The 20,164-nt window shown below is 67.6% G+C and carries 18 protein-coding genes; all 18 read right to left on the reverse strand.

What is annotated here, in order from left to right:
• Positions 1-129 precede the first annotated feature (129 nt).
• Complete coding sequence (gene fusA, locus ABD736_RS08190; RefSeq protein WP_344791250.1) at positions 130-2,274, reverse strand: elongation factor G; 2,145 nt, start codon at positions 2,272-2,274, stop codon at positions 130-132.
• Between the two features lie 91 nt (positions 2,275-2,365).
• Positions 2,366-2,836: a 30S ribosomal protein S7 gene (rpsG, locus tag ABD736_RS08195; RefSeq protein WP_344791251.1), complete on the reverse strand. Its 471-nt coding sequence runs from the start codon at positions 2,834-2,836 to the stop codon at positions 2,366-2,368.
• Positions 2,836-3,210: a 30S ribosomal protein S12 gene (rpsL, locus tag ABD736_RS08200; RefSeq protein ID WP_120788527.1), complete on the reverse strand. Its 375-nt coding sequence runs from the start codon at positions 3,208-3,210 to the stop codon at positions 2,836-2,838. The genes rpsG and rpsL overlap by 1 nt, the downstream gene beginning before the upstream one ends.
• A gap of 251 nt (positions 3,211-3,461) precedes the next feature.
• Complete coding sequence (locus ABD736_RS08205; protein ID WP_344791252.1) at positions 3,462-4,508, reverse strand: hypothetical protein; 1,047 nt, start codon at positions 4,506-4,508, stop codon at positions 3,462-3,464.
• Between the two features lie 45 nt (positions 4,509-4,553).
• Entirely contained in the window at positions 4,554-5,045 is a 492-nt protein-coding gene (locus tag ABD736_RS08210) for a DUF6121 family protein (protein ID WP_344791253.1), read from the reverse strand.
• A 1-nt stretch (position 5,046) separates the two neighbouring features.
• Positions 5,047-6,117 (reverse strand): hypothetical protein, encoded by a 1,071-nt coding sequence (locus tag ABD736_RS08215; protein WP_344791254.1) that lies wholly within the window; start codon positions 6,115-6,117, stop codon positions 5,047-5,049.
• A gap of 117 nt (positions 6,118-6,234) precedes the next feature.
• Positions 6,235-6,693 carry a MaoC/PaaZ C-terminal domain-containing protein gene (locus tag ABD736_RS08220; protein ID WP_344791255.1) on the reverse strand — a complete coding sequence of 153 codons (459 nt, stop codon included), beginning with the start codon at positions 6,691-6,693 and terminating at the stop codon, positions 6,235-6,237.
• 46 nt (positions 6,694-6,739) lie between these two features.
• Positions 6,740-7,444: a type IV pilus inner membrane component PilO gene (locus ABD736_RS08225; protein ID WP_344791256.1), complete on the reverse strand. Its 705-nt coding sequence runs from the start codon at positions 7,442-7,444 to the stop codon at positions 6,740-6,742.
• On the reverse strand, positions 7,444-8,238 hold the full coding sequence (locus tag ABD736_RS08230; protein ID WP_344791257.1) for a hypothetical protein: 795 nt from the start codon (positions 8,236-8,238) through the stop codon (positions 7,444-7,446). Before ABD736_RS08230 ends, ABD736_RS08225 begins: the two co-directional genes overlap by 1 nt.
• Entirely contained in the window at positions 8,235-9,284 is a 1,050-nt protein-coding gene (gene pilM, locus ABD736_RS08235; protein ID WP_344791258.1) for a type IV pilus assembly protein PilM, read from the reverse strand. The genes ABD736_RS08230 and pilM overlap by 4 nt, the downstream gene beginning before the upstream one ends.
• A gap of 21 nt (positions 9,285-9,305) precedes the next feature.
• Positions 9,306-10,163 (reverse strand): prepilin peptidase, encoded by an 858-nt coding sequence (locus tag ABD736_RS08240; protein ID WP_344791259.1) that lies wholly within the window; start codon positions 10,161-10,163, stop codon positions 9,306-9,308.
• Positions 10,163-12,151 carry a hypothetical protein gene (locus ABD736_RS08245; RefSeq protein ID WP_344791260.1) on the reverse strand — a complete coding sequence of 663 codons (1,989 nt, stop codon included), beginning with the start codon at positions 12,149-12,151 and terminating at the stop codon, positions 10,163-10,165. Before ABD736_RS08245 ends, ABD736_RS08240 begins: the two co-directional genes overlap by 1 nt.
• Complete coding sequence (locus ABD736_RS08250; RefSeq protein WP_344791262.1) at positions 12,151-12,948, reverse strand: prepilin-type N-terminal cleavage/methylation domain-containing protein; 798 nt, start codon at positions 12,946-12,948, stop codon at positions 12,151-12,153. Before ABD736_RS08250 ends, ABD736_RS08245 begins: the two co-directional genes overlap by 1 nt.
• Positions 12,945-14,552, reverse strand: a complete 1,608-nt coding sequence (locus ABD736_RS08255) for a prepilin-type N-terminal cleavage/methylation domain-containing protein (protein WP_344791263.1) — start codon at positions 14,550-14,552, stop codon at positions 12,945-12,947. Before ABD736_RS08255 ends, ABD736_RS08250 begins: the two co-directional genes overlap by 4 nt.
• A complete protein-coding gene (locus tag ABD736_RS08260; RefSeq protein WP_344791265.1) occupies positions 14,480-15,160 on the reverse strand; it encodes a type II secretion system protein in 681 nt (226 codons plus the stop codon). Before ABD736_RS08260 ends, ABD736_RS08255 begins: the two co-directional genes overlap by 73 nt.
• Positions 15,161-15,332: 172 nt before the next feature.
• Complete coding sequence (locus tag ABD736_RS08265; protein ID WP_344791266.1) at positions 15,333-16,568, reverse strand: type II secretion system F family protein; 1,236 nt, start codon at positions 16,566-16,568, stop codon at positions 15,333-15,335.
• Entirely contained in the window at positions 16,568-18,190 is a 1,623-nt protein-coding gene (locus tag ABD736_RS08270) for a type IV pilus twitching motility protein PilT (protein ID WP_344791267.1), read from the reverse strand. Before ABD736_RS08270 ends, ABD736_RS08265 begins: the two co-directional genes overlap by 1 nt.
• Before the next feature lie 15 nt (positions 18,191-18,205).
• Positions 18,206-19,876 (reverse strand): GspE/PulE family protein, encoded by a 1,671-nt coding sequence (locus ABD736_RS08275; RefSeq protein ID WP_344791268.1) that lies wholly within the window; start codon positions 19,874-19,876, stop codon positions 18,206-18,208.
• Between the last annotated feature and the right edge of the window lie 288 nt (positions 19,877-20,164).

The raw sequence follows: 20,164 nt of genomic DNA on the forward strand, positions 1-20,164 counted from the left end.
GTAGAAGCTGCGGCCAGCGTGCGCCGACCGGACATTCTACGGGGATCTTTTCTATGTTACGGGATATCGACCGGGCGTTACAGCGCCCGGCTCGCGGCACCCGACTCGCGTCGGATGCCGCGCCGGGGCTTATTCGCCCTTGGCCTTCTGGACGATCTCGTCCGAGACGTTGCGCGGCACCTCGCCGTAGGTCTCGAAGGTCATCGAGTACACGGCGCGGCCGGCGGTCTTCGACCGCAGGTCACCGATGTAGCCGAACATCTCCGACAGCGGCACGATCGCGCGGATCACCTTGACACCGGCGGCGTCGTCCATGGACTGGATCTGGCCGCGGCGGGAGTTCAGGTCGCCGATGACGTCGCCCATGTACTCCTCGGGGGTGCGGACCTCGACGGCCATCAGCGGCTCGAGCAGCACGGGCTGCGCCTTGCGGACAGCCTCCTTGAAGCCCATCGAACCGGCGATCTTGAACGCCATCTCGGAGGAGTCGACCTCGTGGTAGCCACCGTCGAGAAGGGTCGCCTTGACGCCCACGAGCGGGAAGCCCGCGAGGACACCGCCCTGCATGGCCTCCTGGAAACCGGCGTCGACCGAGGGGATGTACTCGCGCGGCACGCGGCCACCGGTGACGGCGTTCACGAACTCGTAGGTCGTCTCAGCGGTGACCTCGAGCGGCTCCAGCTTGAACTGGATCTTCGCGAACTGGCCGGAACCACCGGTCTGCTTCTTGTGCGTGTAGTCGTGGCGCTCGACCGTCTTCTTGATGGTCTCGCGGTACGCGACCTGCGGCTTGCCGACGTTGGCCTCGACCTTGAACTCGCGACGCATACGGTCGACGAGGATGTCGAGGTGCAGCTCGCCCATGCCCTTGATGACGGTCTGGCCGGTCTCGGGGTTGAGCTCGGTGCGGAACGTCGGGTCCTCTTCGGCGAGCTTCTGGATCGCGGTGCCCAGCTTCTCCTGGTCGGCCTTGGTCTTCGGCTCGATGGCGACCTCGATGACGGGCTCGGGGAAGGTCATCGACTCGAGGACGACCGGGTTCTGCGGGTCCGCGAGGGTGTCACCGGTGGTGGTGTCCTTCAGGCCGATGACGGCGTAGATGTTGCCGGCGGTGACCGAGTCGACCGGGTTCTCCTTGTTGGCGTGCATCTGGAAGATCTTCCCGATGCGCTCCTTCTTGTCCTTGGTCGAGTTGATGACCTGGGCGCCGGACTCGAGGTGGCCCGAGTACGCGCGGATGTAGGTCAGGCGACCGAAGAACGGGTGCGCGACGACCTTGAACGCGAGCGCGGCGAAGGGCTCGTTCGCGTCGGCGTGACGCTCGATGACCTTGTCGAAGTCACGAACGTCGTGGCCGTCGATCGACGGGACGTCGAGCGGCGACGGCAGGTAGTCGACGACCGCGTCGAGCATCGGCTGCACACCGCGGTTCTTGAACGCCGAGCCGCACAGCACGGGGTAGATCTCGGAAGCGATGGTGAGCTTGCGGATCGCGCCCTTGATCTCTGCCTCGGTCAGCTCTTCGCCGCCGAAGAACTTCTCGAGCAGCGCGTCGTCGGTCTCGGCGACGGTCTCGAGGAGCTGCTGACGGTAGTCGTTCGCCTTCTCGACGAGGTCGGCCGGAATCTCCTGCACCTCGTACTTGGCGCCCATGGTCACGTCACCCTTGGCGTCACCCGGCCACACGAGGGCCTTCATGGTGATCAGGTCGACGACGCCGATGAAGTCGTTCTCGGAGCCGATCGGCAGCTGCAGCACGAGCGGCTTGGCGCCGAGGCGGTTGATGATCGTGTCGACGGTGAAGTAGAAGTCCGCGCCGAGCTTGTCCATCTTGTTGACGAAGCAGATGCGGGGGACGTTGTACTTGTCGGCCTGACGCCACACGGTCTCGGACTGGGGCTCGACGCCCTCCTTGCCGTCGAAGACCGCGACCGCGCCGTCGAGGACGCGCAGCGAGCGCTCGACCTCGACGGTGAAGTCGACGTGACCGGGGGTGTCGATGATGTTGATCTGGTGACGCGACGCGTTGGGGTTCGCCGCGTAGGTCGGCGACCAGAAGCAGGTCACGGCGGCAGACGTGATCGTGATGCCGCGCTCCTTCTCCTGCTCCATCCAGTCGGTCGTCGAGGCGCCGTCGTGGGTCTCGCCGATCTTGTGGTTCACGCCCGTGTAGAACAGGATGCGCTCGGTCGTGGTGGTCTTACCGGCGTCGATGTGCGCCATGATGCCGATGTTGCGGACCTTGTTCAGGTCCGAGAGCACGTCTTGTGCCACGGGGTTCCTCCGGATGGATGGTGAAGGGGGAAGTTTTGGGCCTCAGCGGGTGGCCGGTGTTTGTGGCACCGGCCACCCGCCGAGAATGCGACTACCAGCGGTAGTGCGCGAAGGCCTTGTTCGACTCGGCCATCTTGTGCGTGTCCTCGCGACGCTTCACCGCGGCGCCGAGGCCGTTGGACGCGTCGAGGATCTCGTTGGTGAGACGGTCGGTCATGGTCTTCTCGCGGCGAGCCTTGGCGTAGCCGGTGAGCCAGCGCAGGGCCAGGGTGTTCGCGCGGTGGGGCTTGACCTCGACCGGGACCTGGTAGGTCGAGCCACCGACACGGCGGGACTTGACCTCGAGGGTCGGGCGGACGTTGTCGAGCGCCTTCTTGAGCGTGGCGACCGGGTCGTTGCCGGTCTTGGCCTCGACGGCCGAGAGCGCACCGTAGACGATGTTCTCGGCGAGGCCCTTCTTGCCGTCGAGCAGGATCTTGTTGACCAGCTGCGAGACGACGGGCGAACCGTAGACCGGGTCTGCGACGACCGGGCGCTTAGGAGCGGGACCCTTGCGAGGCATTACTTCTTCTCCATCTTCGCGCCGTAGCGGCTGCGAGCCTGCTTGCGGTTCTTGACGGCCTGGGTGTCCAGGGCGCCGCGGATGATCTTGTAGCGGACACCGGGCAGGTCCTTCACACGACCGCCGCGGACGAGCACCATCGAGTGCTCCTGCAGGTTGTGGCCCTCACCGGGGATGTAGGCGGTGACCTCGGTGCCGTTCGAGAGCTTCACACGGGCGACCTTGCGGAGCGCCGAGTTCGGCTTCTTCGGGGTGGTGGTGTACACACGGGTGCACACGCCGCGCTGCTGGGGGTTGGCCTTAAGCGCCGGCGCCTTGGTCTTGACGACCTTGGGGCTGCGACCCTTGCGGACCAACTGCTGAATAGTTGGCACAAATGCTCCTTGTTAGTGCTGCACGGTGACAGCGGTTTGATGGTTTTTTCCATCGGGATCCACCGGCGAAGTCGAGCGACTTCAACCTGCATTGCGTGGTGGATATGCCGTGGGAGACCCTGGACCCTGAGCAAGCTCGTGATCTCAGCTGATCTCTGTGCGAGTCTGTTTGACCAACACTGTGCCGTTCCGACCTGCGCAACTCGGACACGCCGAGTGCGCACGCCAAAGCGCACACCCGATCAATGGTATCAGGTCAGCGCGCCTGACGTGTCGGTGCCTGAGTAGGTCGGCGAAGGCACGAACCGGACTCCTCCGCCGGATTGCGGGGTGATGGTTCCCGCGACGCTGAACGGGTTCGAGCCCGTCGTCGCCGTGCCCGTCAGGCCGCCCTGCGCGGCGCGCGCCGTGTAGCGCACGTAGCCCGGCGAACTGGTCACGACGGGCCAGCCGCCGAGGGCGGCGTTCCACTCCCCCTCGTCGACTCTCGGCGGGCTCTCGATCGTCCACTTCCCGGCTGAATAGGTGACGGATGCCTGAGGCACCGCCTTGAACGGACAGCCGTCCGGCGCAAGGTCGGCCGACGCGGCGCAGCGGTCGATCCACCCGGTCACCTGTGACTCCGCGGCGTAGCCCCCGTCAGGGCTCAGCTCAAGCTGCATGACGGCCGCGCCGGCGGACGTCGCGCCGAGCGTCGCCGTCGCCTCTGCGTCCTGCGCCCAGAAGTACGTGTTGTCGCCGCGGTCCTGCGCGGCGTAGGTGCCGGGAAGCACGTGCGTCGTGACGACGCCGTGCGTGGCAGTGAAGGCGACGCCGGCGATGCTGAGCGCGCGGTCGAGCGGGGCGGCGAGGTGGAAGGCGACCTCCGGCAGGTGCTGCTTCGCGAGCCGCCACGCTGCGAACGGATTCGCGCCGGTGCGCTCGACCTCGAACTGCGCGTCATATCGGTCGTCGCCCTGGGTGATGCGCACCCCGACGGCGGCGCTGCGGCCGCTCGAGGCGACCGTGGCATCGAGAACCGAGAAGGCTGTGATTCGCCCGGACGACTGATCGTAGGCGGCATCCGTCAGCAGACTGTCGGCCTTGGTCTTCGTCACGCGACCGAGCTCGAGCGCCTCGCGCACGTCGCCGGCGATGATCGCGCTCAGGTACGCACGCACAGGCACGTCGGGCTGCGACGCGCGCACCGCAGGCGGCACGGTGACGACGAGGGCGACAACGGATGCCGCGACTGCCAGCACCGCGACGATGACGGTGACGAGCTGGCCGCGGGTCAGCAGCGGGGCGCGGGTGGGCACCTACACATCATGCGCGTAATCGCGGCCGGGTGGCGACGGTTCGCCTCATTCGTCGTCGTCGCGCTCCCACGGCCAGCGCGGGCGGCCGCGGTCGGCGATGCGCGAGGCGAGCACGAGCATGTAGAGCAGGGCGATGACGAACGCGGCCACTCCGACGGTGATGGCGAACGGGCCTTCGAGCAGCTGGGCGAAGAAGAGCAGTGCGCCGACCGGGTCGCCGTTGCCGAGCAGGTAGGCGATCGCGGCGAACAGGGGCCAGACCAGATACGCGCCGACGCCGATGCCGATGGCCGTGAGCGGAGCGATGCGCTGGCGCGACTCCGGGATGCGGAGGGCGATCAGCAGCAGGCATCCGATCATGAACAGCGTCGCCGCGCCCGTCGCGACGGGCCCCGCCAGCTCGCCCGCGCGCGCATCGGCGATCACGTCGAGCCCCGTGAGCAGCGAGATGACGCCGAACGCGGCGATCAACAGCGCGAGGTACAGGCCGGACGCGAAGATCGCGACCGTCGCGGCGTACCTGCGGAAGCCCGGCACCTCAGCGCGCGGTGGACTGTTCCAGATCGGCCTCGTAGGCCTCGCGCGCCTCAATATTGCGGCGCTTGGCGACCTGGCCGTGGAAGGCGATCCAGGCTCCGAACCAGGTCACGACCTCGAGGGCGATGAAGGTCGAGGCGACCGCGACCCAGAGGTAGACGATGTTGCTCTGGAAGTAGTCGCCCGTGAACCTGGTGAACTCGCTCGGCGTCAGATTCCACGCCTTCGCAGTGAGCAGCGCCCCCGCGAAGAACGCCGCGAAGACGAACGCGGCGACGAACACGCTGCCGAGCACGTAGGCCCACCAACGGGCCCGGTTCGCGATGGCGACGAGGGCGATGAAGGCGAGGGCGAAGACTGCGACGGGGACCCAGAACTCCCAGTTCTGCAGGTAGCTCGTGAAGAACGTGTCGGTCTTGCCGGTGCCGTAGCGCAGCAGCAGGATGCCGTAGGTCGCGGCCAGGTCGAGTGCTGCGAAGACGACGGTGGCGAGGATCGCGATGAGTATGCCGAGGCCGCGGTTGCCGCGCTTCTTCGGTGCCGTCGGCGTCTGCAGGTAGGTGGGGCCGGCGTAGGGGGCAGGCGTCGGCTCGGAAACGGGCGCGGGGGCGGGGGTCGCCGTGGCAGCGGCCGGTTCGGGCGCCGGTTCGGCCGCGGGCTCAGTTGCAGGAGCGGTGGCGGATGCCTCGGGCTCGGCTGCCTGGTCGCGGGCGGTGTCTGCTGCGGGAGCCGCGGCTGCCGGTGCCGCGGCTGCGGCGGGGGCGGCCGCCGCCGATTCGTCGGCACGGGCCGCGTCGGCGCGCGCGGCGTCGAGGCGAGCCGTTTCGGCGCGGGCGGCGTGGACGTTCTGCTCGCGCTCGGTGTCGGGAACGTCGGCCTCAGGGGCGACGTGATCCTGCGCAGAGACCGGCTGGTAGTCGGGCGGCAGGGGTGCGACGACGCCGGTGTCGGTGTGGTCGGCCGGGTCTGAACTCGTCGTCAGAGGCTGCTCGCCGGTGCTGTGCTCGCGGGCCGTCTCGTCGGCGAGGGGGGTCGGCTCGTCGGAACGCGGCGTCGGCGTCGTGTCGCTCATGGGGGTCACAGTACCAACGGGGCGGCTGTTGGCCTGGGATTTGCGGGGTCTCCATTCGGCTTCGCCGAATCCGACCGGCGAAGGGATGGGGTCTCGATACGCCCGGCTTCGCGCGGGCTACTCGACCGGCGTGAGCGGGGCGGCGAGGACCAGGAGGTCCATGCGGCCCTCTTGCACGACCTCGCCGGTCTGCTTGCGCAGGGTGAGCTGGCGCTCGAGCACGCCGTACTCCCCGGAGCTCGTCGGGCGCGCCGACAGGATCTCGATCGTGAGGGTCAGGGTGTCGCCGATGAACACCGGCGCCGTGAACTTCCACTGGTCGATGCCGAGCAGGGCGACGGCGCTGCCCTCGAAGACTCCCGTGCGGGCGATCAAGCCGAGGCACAGCGACGCGCCGAACATGCCGTGCACGATGCGCTGGCCGTAGCGGGTGTTCTTCGCGAACTCCGCGTTGGTGTGCACTTCGTTGTTGTCGTTCGTCAGGGCGGCGAACTGGTAGACCTCGCCCTCGGTGACGGTGTGGCCCGGCGTCGTGAACGTCTGACCTGCGTGGAAGTCGGGGAGGTAGAGGGGCATGCAGCTACGGTACCGAGGGTTTCGAGATGCGCGCTCCGCGAGCCCGTCAACCAGCGGAAGCGGTGGCCTGGCCGGTGATCGAGAAGATGTCGCCCGTGATGGTGGCGGTCACGCCGGTCGGCGAGACGGCGGCGCCGCCCGCGTCGGTTCCCGTCTGCGGCGTCGTCGAGATCGCCGTGACCAGAAAGTAGCGCTTCAGGTTCTGCACGTTCTTCACGAAGTTCAGCACCTTGCCGTAGTCGCCGGTCGCCGTGAGTGTCACGGGCACGACGGCCAGGTTGTTGCCGTTCACGGCCGGGCTCGTGAACGGCGGCATGCCGGGCTGCGCAGTCGGAGCAGGCGCGGGAGTCGCCGCCTTCGAGCCCGACGATGACGCCGCCTGCTGCTGGGGTGCCGCAGGTGCGGCATACGGCTGCGCAGCGGTGACGGAGATGCCCGAGAGCGTGACGCCCGCGGCGGACGCGGCCCCATTCAGCTGGGTCATGAAATCGGACGTCGCGGCCGAGTTCGGCAGCGAGACGTTGAGCGCGTCGAACGTGGCCTGCAGCGCGTCCTTGTTCTTGGCGTCGCGCGCGAGCTTGCCGACTTTGGCCTCGAGCTGCGCGTTCGTGGACTGAACGGATGCCAGCGAGTCGAGTGCCGTCGAGCGGGCGTCGAGCTGCGGCGAGACGCCCATGAACCAGCCGAGCGCGACGAGTCCGATGGCCACGACGAACGCGCCGAAGGCCCACAGTCGGTTTGCGGAGATCATCAGTGGTCCTTCGGAGCGAAGCGGTTGTCGAAGACATCCGCATTGACGTGCATCGTGATGGTCGCGGAGTACTGCTGCGCGGTGAGATTCACCGTGTCGGGGTTCGCGTCGGCGAACCCTTTGAGCTTCGAGAGAGCGTCGAGCCAGGCGGGAACGTCAGGCAACTGGTCGCTCGTGGCGGTGAAGGTGATCGTCGCGACGCGCGGTCCGAGCAGCGGGGTGTTCGGCTGGGCATAGGCGACCAGTGGCGTCTCGGAGTCGACCTTGACGGTCTTGATGGTCACGCCGGCCGGAAGCGTCGCCTGCACCTTCGTGAGGTAGCCCTGCCAGTCGATCTCGGTCGCGCCGGCGACCCGCTGGGCGGTCTGCACGAGCTGCGTCTGCGACTCGAGGGTGCTGATCTTCGAGAACTGCAGCTGCTCGGCCGCGAGCGAGCTCGTGCGCTGCTGCTCGGCAGCGAGCTGCATCTGCGCGCTCACCGAGGCGTACCAGGCGCCGCCGACGCCGAGCACGACGAGGACCAGCACGCCGAGAACGGCCCAGAGCAGCTTTCGCTGCAGCTGCTGGGTCTGGCGGCGCGCCTTGATCTCCGGCGGCAGCAGGTCGACGCGCGGCTCGGCGCCGATGAGCAGCAGCGGCGCGGTGGTCGCCTTGGGCGAGGCAGCGGCAGGCGCTGCGGCGGCCGGCCGTGCGCGCCCGCGGCGGCGCGGCTTCGGGTCGGGCTGCGGCTGGTCGTCCGGGTGGAGCGGGCCGAGCAGCTCAGTCAGGGCGGTGGGGGCTTCCTGCGTGCTCATGCTGCACTCCCGAGGGCGAGGCCGAGTGCGACGGCGTGGGTGGTGCGGCGCTCCTCGAGAGTCTGCACGGGAACGGTCTTCGCGACCTTGACGGCCGCGAACGGGTCGCCCACCGAGACCGGAATGCGGGTGAACTCGGCGAGCGCCTGGGCGAAGCCGGGCAGCTGCGAGCCGCCGCCGGTCAGCACGATCTGGTTCACGACCTCGCCGGCGCGCGTGTTGACGTAGTAGTTGATCGTGTTGCGCAGGCTGAGCAGCAGCTCGTTGGTCACTTGATAGACGACCTGCACCGCGCGGTGCTCCTCATCGGTCGAGACTTGGCGTGCGAGACCGAGCTGTCGCTTCACCTGCTCGGCCCGCGGCTGGTCGACCTCGAGCCCGAGGGTCAGCTGGCGGGTGAGCTCGGCGCCGCCGGTCGGGATGATGCGCACGAACTGCGGAGCGCCTTCCTTCGCGACGACGACGTTGGTCGTGTTCGCGCCGATGTCGATGAGGGCGACCGTGCCGCGGGATTCCTGGCGGCTGATCAGCACCCGGCTGAGCGCGAAGGGGATCACGTCGACGTCGACCGCTCGCAGGCCGGCGAGATCGGTCGCCTTCACGTTGCCGAGCACGACCTCTTTCACCGCGGCGATCAGCAGGCCGTTGACCATCGGCCCCTGCTCGCCCGGCACCTCGGCGACCGGGTAGAAGTCGAGCAGCGCATCGGCGACGGGCACCGGCAGCAGGTCCTGCGCCTCGAACGGCAGTGACTCGCGAATGCGCGCGAGAGACATCTTGGGCACCTGGAAGTCACGTGCGAGCACACGCTGATTCCCGACGCCGAGCACGACGTCTTTGCTCTTGAACTTTGCGCCGGCCCACAGCAGCTTGAGCGATTGGGCGACGGTGTTCGGCTCGAGGACCTCGCCGCGGTTCGCGGCGCCCTCGGGCAAGGGCACCTCATGCACGCGCACAACTGTGGGGCGCGGCTTGGCGGGGTCTTCGACCTCGACGGCGCGCAGCATGGTGCTGCCGATGTCGACGCCTACGACACTGGTGGGCATGGTGTTCTCCTGACGGTCGGGTCAGCCGGCGAGGCCGGTAAGGGTGAGGTACGAGTCGATGAGGGGGCCGCCGGCGGCGACGCCGAGCCAGGCGCCCGCGAGCATCCATGGGCCGAACGGGATGCCGGAGCGGCGGCCCGCACGACGGGCGATCAGCAGACCGATCGCGAACAGGCCGCCGAGCAGGAAGCCCCCGAAGATTCCGACGACGAGCTGCCCCCAGCCGAGGAAGCCGAGGAAGAGCCCGAGCACGCCGGCGAGCTTCACGTCGCCGAAGCCCATGCCGCCCGGCACTGCGAACGCGAGCAGGAAGAACAGCGCGAACGCGGCGGCCGCGCCGATGGCGGCGGTGAGCAGTCTGCCGAGGTCGTGCGAGCTGAGAGCGGATGCCGCGAGCAGCACGGCCCCGACCAGATAACTCGGCAGCACGATCGCGTTCGGCAGCTTGTGAGTGTCGAGGTCGATCAGGGCGAGCACGACCGAGATGGCCGCGAGATAGAGGAACGCGAGGAGCGTCAGGATGCGGGATGCCAGCTGCGAAGCATCCGTCACGTCGCTCGCAAACGGCCAGAAGCGCCACGCGACGAGCGCAAAGAACACGCCCGTGCCGAGCTCGACGAAAAGGTAGCGCGGCGAGATCGGGGTGGCGCAGTTGCGGCACTTGCCGCGCAGGACCAGCCACGAGATGACGGGGATGTTGTCGTAGGGCTTGATCTGCTCGCCGCACGTCGGGCAGGCGCTCGGCGGCCAGACGATCGAGAGGCCGGCGGGCACGCGGTAAACGACGACGTTGAGGAACGAGCCGATGAGCAGGCCGAAGACGCCGAGCAGTGCGATCACGTCGGCATAGAACCACAGCGGGGCGAGGGTGGGCGCCATCAGTGCACACTCCCGTCTGCGTTGTAGGCCGGCTGGGCTGCCGAGTACTGGATCGCCGACCACGGGGCCGCGACGGCGTTCTGGAAGCGCGGTGGCGAGATGTTCTTGAGGCGCTGGTCGTAGCTGTAGTGCTTCGTGAAGCCGGTCGAGTTCACCGTTCCGACCGTTCCGCGGAAGCGCTGCACGATGGCGCCGTTCACGGTGAGCGCCTCTGAACCGTCGCCGACCAGGTTGTAGTTCTGCACCTGGAAGGTGTCGTTCACCGAGAGCATGGCGGCATTGATGGTGCGGCCGTTCTGCGGCAGATCGGCCTGGCAGCCGCTCGTACTCTCGGCGTTGATGAGGTCGTTGGTCGTGTTGTAGACCACGTTGGAGTAGCTGCCCGTGTGACTCAGGTCGGTGCAGCCGAACGTCGGGTTCCATACCCAGATCGCGGCCTGGCCATCGATGCCGAGGATGTCGTTTGCGGTTGCATAGTTGAGGTCGCCGGTCGTGTAGACGTAGTGCGAGGCCGCGACGGTCACCTGGCCCTTCACGGTGCCGGTGATGAAGGCATCCCCCGACGCGCAGTTGTAGTAGTTGTTGCCGTTGAACTGCGTCACCGTCTCGGTGCTCTTCCCGTTCGCCGGCGCGCTCGCCGTCGGGTAAGTCGCGCCGCCCATGTACGACGACGAGTTGTTCGTGCTCGTCCACGGATAGCCGAGGTTGTTCTTGCCCGTGTCGGACTCTTTGCAGCTGTTCGCCCCCAGGCTCTGCGTCATCGTCGTGCTCGAGTAATTCGGGTCAGACGATCCGGTGGGCACACTCTGCACATAGATGAGGTTCTGCGCGGGAACGGGCAGAGTCTGCCCCCCCGTCGGATTGGCCGCCGAACGAGGCGCGCCGAGGCCGCCAGCGCCGGGAGTGCCGCACATCGCGGCGCGGCCAGTGTCTGTCGCGGCCTGAGCGATGTCGGAGTAGGTCGACCGTGTCCAGGGTGACACCACAGTCATGGTGCCGTCGCTATTGAAAGTGATCGCCGTCGGGCCCGTGTAGATGCAGCCCGGGTTCGGGTCATGACTCGACGTGTCGGCGACCATCTCGGTGTTGTCTTTCGGCATCCCCATCTGGGTCACCGACTGCGGCGGCTTGTTCTTGAACACTGGCGTCGTGTAGGTGCCGTTGCAGGTCGAGCTCGAATTGCCGGTCAGGTAGTTGTTCGGTGCCGGCTTGGGGTTGCCGGTCTCGATCTCGTCGGTGAAGGTGCCACCGCAGATCAGCAAGGTGTCGTTCGAGTGGATCGGCCCGTTGATGGACTCGTGCGAGCTGAACTGGATAAGGCCACCGCAGTTGTCGGTGTTCCTGGGCGTGGGATTCGTCGCGGCATCCGTGAACTGGTAGCGGGCGCACTCGACCGACCAGTCGTGGCCCGTCTTCGGCGCGAGGAGCGCGGGGTCCATGGTCTCGAAGTCGCTGAAGTAGACGTACTGCAGGAAGCCGTTCTGGCGGACGGTGGCGCGGATGCTTCGCGTGGTCTGCCCTGCTCGGCCGGTGGCCAGCAACTGCACCGTCCCGGTCTTGTTGTACTGCGAATTGTCAACTTCGTAGCGGAATGCCTCGTTCCCCGCGGCACCGGGGACGGGCGCCCAGGTGTTCGGCGTGCAGCCGCCACCCGACTGGCCGTAGCAGAACGCCGGGTTCAGCGTCGGCGGCAGCGTCAGGCCCGTGCTGTGCACGCTGAACGGCGCATGCGCATCGCCGCGGTTGATGTAACTGTTGTCATTCGTGAGACGCGCGGAGTAATCGGCGATGCCCGAATAGGCGGCGGCCACCGCTGCTGCCGAGTCGCGGTCTGAGCCGGACTTGATCGTCGCGGATTGCGCGAGGCTGAGACCGGTGGCGACGACGATCGTCAGCACCGCGGCGATGCCGATGACCAGCATGAGCGCGCTGCCACGCTCCCCTTCTTCGCGCACCAGGTGCCAGCGGCGATTGAGCCAGGTGAACATCAGCTGCCCCCCGACTTTCCGCCGAGGTTGAGCATGTCGATCGTTCCGGCGAGAACGATGCCGCGCGAGCCGGTCGACGACCCGGTGTTCATCGAGATGTTCACGGAGACCGAGCTGATGTCCTGCAAGGACGCGCTCGGAATTGCGCCGGAAGCAAAGGCGATCGGCGAGTTCGAGTCGCAGTAGGTGAAGAGCGGGGGTACGTCGTTGGGGCCGGCTGTCGCAGCAGGCGCCACGGGTGCGTCCGTTGCGTTCGGATCCTGACAGACGCCGGCGAGCGGGCTCGCGGTCGTCGGCGCGATGATCGGGCCGCCCAGCTTGATCGTCGAGTTCGGGGCGACGCTCGTGACCGTCGCTGCCGTCGGGGTGGTCGCACCGAACTTCCAGCGCTTCTCGGTGACCGTGCCGTCCGCGCCCAGGAAGAAGCCGACCATGACGGGTTTCGGCGTCGCGGTCGAGTCTGTGCCGCCGGTGCTGTCGGCGTAGGTGTAAAGCACCAGCGACGACGGCGTGGCGGAGACGAACGCGGCGACCGTGTTCTGGGCATTGCTCGGGTCGGGGAGAACTGTGCCATAGCGCAGTACATTCGTGAGCTCGTTCATTACGTTCGACGCGACACCGGCATCCTTCGACGTGACGGACGAACTCTGCACAACCTTCTGGCTGGTGACGTAGAGCGTGCCGACCAGCACGATGATGATCGAGAAGACCATCATCGCGACGATCAGCTCGATCAGCGAGAGACCCTTCTCGCTGTCGTCTGCGTCGCGGCGCAGTACATGGGCGACGTCGATCACGGGCTGCTCACCGGCCTCCGCGGGTCGAGCGTGACGACGTTGCCGGCAACGCTGCTCGGCGCCGTTGGCGTGACGATCTGCGAGCTCAGGGGAGTTGCCGATGAGGTCGAGGGGTCAGTCCAGGTGCACGAATAGCTGCCGCCGGAGCCGCTGCCGCTGCCGGTCGGGCAGGTCGATCCGGATGCCGGGGGCGTATGGCCGCTGGGCGTCGATGTGCCTGTGTTCGAGCACTTGTAGACGTAAGAGCCACCGGAGTAGGTGCGCGTCGCGGTGCACTTGAGCGTGTAGGTCACGCTGGTGGAGTAGGTCAGTGCCCAGGTGCCATAAGGCAGCGCGAGGGTGGCCGTGTCCCCCGCGATCGGTGGAAATGTGTAGGAATTTCCGTCCGCGATGACGCAACCGGGATCCGCTGCATCCGTCGCACTTGACGCCTGCTGCTTCGCACTGATCGTGAGCGTCGCGGGCGACGCCGGCGTGATGGCGGCCAGTCCGGAAATGGCGACGGTACCCATTGGGGCGTTCGCCGTCACGGCGGTGCCGGCCGTCGTCACGACGGGCGCCGCGGCGCCCTGCTGGTAGTTGGCGTCGGCGAGCCACTTTGTCGGATCGACGCTCTCGCAGCCGGGCGCCGTGCCGGTGCCGAGGTTGCCGGCAATGAGTGAGTAGCCGTTGCTGTACGGGAAAACGCAGTGCTGCGCCGCGACTCCGTTGCAACCGCCAGGTGGCATCGAGATCGTGTCGTCATGCACGAACGTGGTCTGGACACCGACCGGGAGCGTCGCGCCGGTCGGACCAAGGGTCGCCGTGACCGGAGTCGACTGGTCGTAGGTGAAGGTTGCCGGCTGGGTGGTGTTCGCGGTCACTCCGACGGTCCGCGACGACTGTGCGTTTCCGGAGCTGTCGACGTCGGGGAAGCCCATGCCGTTATAGACCGTGCCGATCGTGATCGTGTAGCTGCCTGGCACGAGGTTGGGGATGAAGGCGCAGCCCTGGGCGTCGACCTGAGCAGGGATCGTTGAGGAGTCTGGCGTCTGCGCACCGGTGCTCGGCACGGGCGCGATGGCAAGTGCGACACCCGCCGAGAAGGGCAGGCCCTGTGCGTTGGTGACCTGCACCATGATGGAGCCGTTGCCCACCTGAGTGACAGCGCTCGTCGAGGCGACCAGGGTCGTGACGTCGACCTTCTTTGAGACGGCGCTCGCACCCTTCCAGCTCACGGCGACTTCGACGCTCTTGCCGAGGACTGCGCCGGTGCCGGTGCTGCACTGAGTCGTGACGCCCGTGGTCGACGGCGCCCACTTCACGGTCGTCTTCACGGTATAGGTGCGGCCAGCGAGGGTCCGCGTCGTCGTCGACGAGCTGAGATCGTTCAGGTTCTTGGTCGTGCGCGCCACGTTGAGCGCGGCGGTTGCGAGGTTGCTCGCGGTCTGGCGGGCCTGCGCGTCGGCGCTAACCGCCTTTGTGAGCATGACGCTCGAGAGGATGCCGAGCGAGACGATCATGAAGACGAACATCGCAACGACGACCTCGATCAGCGTGAAGCCGTCGGTCGCGTTCTTTTCTTCAAACGGATGCCGCAGGCGAGAGCGGAGTCGAGTGAGCACGGCTTCTCGTCTCCTTTCGCTTTCGCGCTGCGGCATTCGGTCGGTGAAAAAGACAAAGCGGGTGCGTGGCGGTCAGATCGGTGTCCCCCACGCACCCGCTTCGTCGCGGTGCTGTTAGCTGGTGGGGCAGTCGCCCTTCTTGACGCCATCCGAGTCAGTGGCGTAGAAGGTGTTGCTGGTGTCGGCGTCGGTGGCGCAGATCGTGAACGAACCGGCCGTGTCTCCCGGGGTGATCGTGATGCCGTTGTCGTCCACGTACTGGCTGAGGGTCGCGCCTGCTTCCTTCCAGGTGTCAGCCGGGTGGTCAGTGCTGGACCATTGGGGGCGCTGCCGATGTTGGTCTTGGTGAGTGCTTCGTCCGTCGGGAACGCTCCGTTCGCCGAGGTTTCGAGACTGACGAGTGCGGTCTTCAGGTTGCCGACGTCGGTCTTGACGGCCGAGTCCTTGGCGTTCTTCTGGACGCCGAGGTACACGGGGATCGCGATCGCGGCGAGGATGCCGATGATGATCACGACGACGAGGAGCTCGATGAGGGTGAAGCCCTTCTCGTCTTCGGCGAGAAGTCCATTGCGGCGAGCGTTGAGCTTGCCCATGAGACGGAAGTACATGGTCGGAAGTCCTTCTGAGAATGGGATAAGAGGGGTGCGAATGAGGCGTAGTCGGCGCCTCACATGGGAGAGGCTATGAGCCGAAAACGGGGGAGATAATCCCGCTTACGGGGGTGATTTGCGAGAACTAATCCCCTGATCAGGGGTAATTTCTACCCCCGCATAGGGGGCATCAGCCGGCCGAGCCCTGAACGGCGTTCGTGATCTGGAAGATCGGCAGGTAGAGCGCCACCACCATGCCGCCGATGACGACGCCGAGGAACGCGATCATGAGCGGCTCGATGAGCGCCGTCAATTGCTCTGTCATGGCCGTCACATCGGCCTCGTAGAAGTCCGCGATCTTGTCGAGCATCGTCTCGAGAGCACCGGAGTCCTCGCCCACGGCGATCATCTGCGTGACCATCGTCGGGAAGACCTCTTGCTCCTCCAAAGGCCCCGCGATACCACGGCCCTGCCGCACGGCGTCTCTCACGTTGTTGAGCGCGTTCTCGATGACCCAGTTGCCGCTCGTCTCACCGACGATCTGCAGCGCCTGCAAAATCGGCACGCCGGCGCCGATCATGTTCGAGAAGTTGCGGGCGAAGCGCGCGATGGCGATCTTTTTCGCCAGCAGCCCGAAGACCGGCGCTTTGAGCCGCAGCGGGTCGACGAACTGCCGCACTTTGAGGTCGTTCTTGTGGCCGTTCCACCACCAGGCGAAGACGCCGCCGCCGATGATGAGCGTCGGTGCGAGCCAGACCATCTGATGCGACAGCACGACGAGCATCTGCGTCGGCACGGGAAGCTTCGAGCCGAAATCCGCGAACATCTTCGCGAAAATCGGCACGACGAACGTGAGCATCACAAGCACGCCGACCAGCGACATGATCAGCACGATGACCGGGTAGGTCAGCGCCGACTTGATGCTGTCGCGCAGCTTGACGTCTTTCTCGAAGTTGACCGCGATCGAGTCGAGGGACTGGTCGAGGAATCCGCCCGCCTCACCCGCGCGCACCATGTTCACCATGAGCGGCGGGAACACGTCCTCGTGCTTGTGCATCGAATCTGCGAGCCCGACGCCGGTCTCGACGTCGTCGCGCACGCGCGACAGGATGCCGGCGAGCTTCACGTTCTCGGTCTGCTCGGCTAGGATGTTGAGCGTTCGCAGTAGCGAGAGGCCCGAGCCGAGCATCGTCGCCATCTGGCGCGCCATGATCGACAGATCCTTGAGCTTGACGCCACTGCCGAAGCCGATGTTGATCTCGGTGTTGAGGCCGGTGCCCTCGGGCGCCTCGGCGATCGACACGGGCGAGAGGCCCATGACGCGCAGGCGCTGCGTGACGGAGCCCTCGCCCTGCGCCTCGACCTTGCCCTTGACGAGCTTCCCGCCCGCGTTGCGCGCGGTGTAGGCATACGTCATCGTCGGCATCAGTACACCTGCCCCGAGAAGCTGTCACCGAAGTCGGGGGCGCTCGCGGCGAGCGCGCGGCCGACGTCGGAGGTCGGGGAATCCTGCCGGGAGACGAGCCGGTGGAAGCTCTCGGGGTCGTGCACCTTCTCTTCCGCCGCCTTGCGCGTGATGGTGCCCGCGTTGACGAGGTCGGCGAGGTGCTGGTCCATCGTGTGCATGCCCTGCTCGCGGCCGGCCTGCATCATCGACGCGATCTGGTAGGTCTTGCCCTCGCGGATCAGGTTCGCGATGGCGGGGGTCGTGACCATGATCTCGGTCGCCACCGCACGGCCGCGACCGCTCGCGCGCTTCACGAGCGTCTGGCAGACCACACCCTGCAGCGTCGAGGCGAGCTGCGCGCGCACCTGGCCCTGCTGGTGCGGCGGGAAGACGTCGATGACGCGGTCGATGGTCTGCGGGGCATCCTGCGTGTGCAGCGTCGCGAAGACGAGGTGACCCGTCTCGGCCGCGGTCAGCGCGACCTGGATCGTCTCGAGATCGCGCAACTCGCCGATGAGGATGATGTCGGGGTCCTGGCGCAGCACGTGCTTGAGCGCCGCCGCAAAGCTATGCGTGTCGTTGCCGACCTCGCGCTGGTTCACGAGCGACTGCTTGTGCTTGTGCAGGAACTCGATCGGGTCCTCGACGGTCACGATGTGGTCGCTGCGGGTCTCGTTCGCCAGGTCGATGAGCGCCGCGAGGGTCGTCGACTTGCCGGAGCCCGTGGGGCCCGTGACGAGCACGAGACCGCGCGGCAGCGTCGAGAAGTGGCCGATCACCTCGGGGATGCCGAGCTGCTTCAGCGTCTTGATCTCGGTCGGAATGAGGCGGAAGGCCGCGCCGATCGCGCCGCGCTGCTGGTAGAAGTTCACACGGAAGCGCGCGTTGGCCGAGATCGTGTAGGCGAAGTCGAGCTCGAGCTCGTCGTTGAACTGCCGGCGCTGGGCCTCAGTCAGCAAGGTGTCGAGGGCGCGCGCGACCCGCTCGCGCGACCACGGCTCGGGGTCGAGCGCAGGGCGCAGGCCGCCGTCGACGCGGATCATCGGCGCCGCGTTCGCGGTCACGTGCAGGTCGGACGCGTTCCGCGCGACGACCTCGTGCAGGCACGCGATCAGGTCGCGGTCGGCGCGCGTCAACGCTTCGCGCTCGGCCTGCGTGAGCGCGTGCGTGGTGAGATCGTCGTCGGATGCCTCGGGCTGCGGCGGCGCGGGGACCGGCGTGGTGGGCTGCGGCTGCGGCTCCGGCTGCGGCGGCGCGGGGACCGGCGTGGTGGGCTGCGGCTCCGGCTGCGGCTGCGCGTAGGCGGGCGTCGCGGGCCACTGGGCGAGCTCGGGCGGGGTGCGCAGGGCGACGGTGGGCAGGTCTCCATTCGGCTTCGCCGCGTCGACCAGCGGGGCGGGGGCAGCCGAGTCGACCAGCGGAGCGGGGGGCGCCGAGTCGACCAGCGGGAAGCCGAGCTCACCGGTGGCCTCTGCCAGGCGGGCAGCACGGCGGCCGCCCGGGATCAGCGGGTGCGTCGGCTGCTCGACCGGGCGCGGCGACCAGCCGAAGACGGTGTCGTCACCCGGGTCTTCCGGAATCTCGTAGACGGGCTTGTCCATGGTTCTCCTCCGCCGCTAGGCGACGACTCGCAAAACTTCCTCGGGCGACGTCCAACCGGCGAGGCACTTCGCCCAGCCGTCTTCGCGAAGCGTCAGCATCCCCTGCTCACGCGCGACGCGCGCGATCTCGGCGCTCGACGCGCGCTCGACCGTGAGCCTCTCGATCTCTTCGCTCACCGCCATGACCTCGTGCAGCGCCATGCGGCCGCGGTAGCCCGTGTTCGAGCACGCGCGGCAGCCCACCGGCCCGAAGAGCGTCGCCCCCTGCTCGAGAGCGCGGAGGGGGAATCCGATCGACTCCAGCCACTGCACGTCGGGCGCGACGGGCGCCTTGCAGCGCTCGCACAGGCGGCGCGCGAGCCGTTGCGCGACCACGCAGTCGAGGGCGGAGCTGACCAGGAACGGCTCGATGCCCATCTCGGTGACGCGCGTGACGGCGCTCGGGGCGTCGTTGGTGTGCAGCGTCGACAGCACGAGGTGGCCGGTGAGGGCGGCCTCGATGGCGATCTGGGCGGTCTCGTGGTCGCGGATCTCGCCGAGCAGCACCACGTCGGGGTCGGAGCGCAGGATGCTGCGCAGCGCGCTCGCGAACGTGAGGCCGGCCTTCGGGTTCACCTGCACCTGGTTGATGCCGGCCATGCGGTATTCGACCGGGTCCTCGACCGTGATCACGTTGATCTCGGGGCGGCTCACGGTGTTGAGCGTCGTGTAGAGCGTCGTCGACTTACCCGAGCCGGTCGGGCCCGTGACGAGGATCATGCCGTAGGGCTTCGTGTAGCTGGCCTTGAAGACCTCGAAGTTGCGCGGCATCAGCGCCAGGTTCTCGAGCGAGAGCGACGAGCTCGTGTTGTCGAGGATGCGCATGACGACCTTCTCGCCCCACACCGTGGGAAGGGTCGCGACGCGGAGGTCGATCTTGCGGCCGCCGTGGCTGACAGACATCCGGCCGTCCTGCGGCTTGCGCCGCTCGGCGATGTCGATGTCGCTCATGATCTTGAGGCGGCTGATGACGCCCGCCTGAATCGCCTTGGGAGCCGACTGCATCTCGTGCAGCACGCCGTCGATGCGGTAGCGCACGCGCACCTCGTGCTCGCCGGGCTCGATGTGGATGTCGCTCGCGTTGTCTTGGATCGCCTGGCTCACGAGCAGGTTCACGAAGCGGACGATCGGAGCCTCGTCTTCGAGGATCTCGGTGTCGAAGGTGCTCGCGGCGGCTTCCTGCGCGCGCTCTTCCTCGAGCGTCGCGGTGAGGTCTGAGAGCTCGCCGTCAGCGCGGATGTAGCGGTTGAACGCGGCGTCGAGGTCGGCCGGGTCCGCCATGACGAGGGTGAGCGCGCGACCGGATGCCGCGCGCACATCGTCGATGGCCGGAAGGTCGTCGGGGTCCGCGGTCGCGACGAGCAGGTGGTCGCCCTCGAAGCCGATCGGAAGGACGTGGTGCCGCCTGAGGACCGTGGGGTTCACGAGGGCGGCGGCCTGGCGGTCGACGGGGTAGTCGGTCAGGTCGACGAGCTGGATGCCGGCGCGGGCTGCCCGGGCCTTGGCCACCTGGGCCGAGGACAGCACGCCCTCTTCGACGAGCGTTTCGATCGCCTGGGACTCGGCGGCCGGGGTAGCCGAGATCAGGTCGAGGTGCTCGATGGGCAGCGCGCCGTGGAGGATGAGGATCTCCGTGAGTGACGCCATGGGACCGTCCTCCTCACGGGTCGGGGGCTGCACGCCCCGGGGGTCGGCCCAGGGCTGCAGGTGGCCGGAAACGTCCGGGGGTCGGCCCGGACTCAAGCAAGGTAATCACCGGCTGACCAGGGCGACTATTCCCCATAGCAAGGGCCCCGCGTTTGCGGGGTGGGTGGGGGCGACGGGCCAGACGGCGCCTGGGGGACGACGACGGGAACAGACGCGCTGCGCGGAGATGGGTCGATACGCAGAGCCTGGGTTAGGCATCCGTCTGCATATCGACCCATGTCTGCGCTC

Origin of the sequence: Gryllotalpicola daejeonensis (assembly GCF_039538145.1) — a bacterium.
Classification (GTDB): Bacteria; Actinomycetota; Actinomycetes; order Actinomycetales; family Microbacteriaceae; genus Gryllotalpicola; species Gryllotalpicola daejeonensis.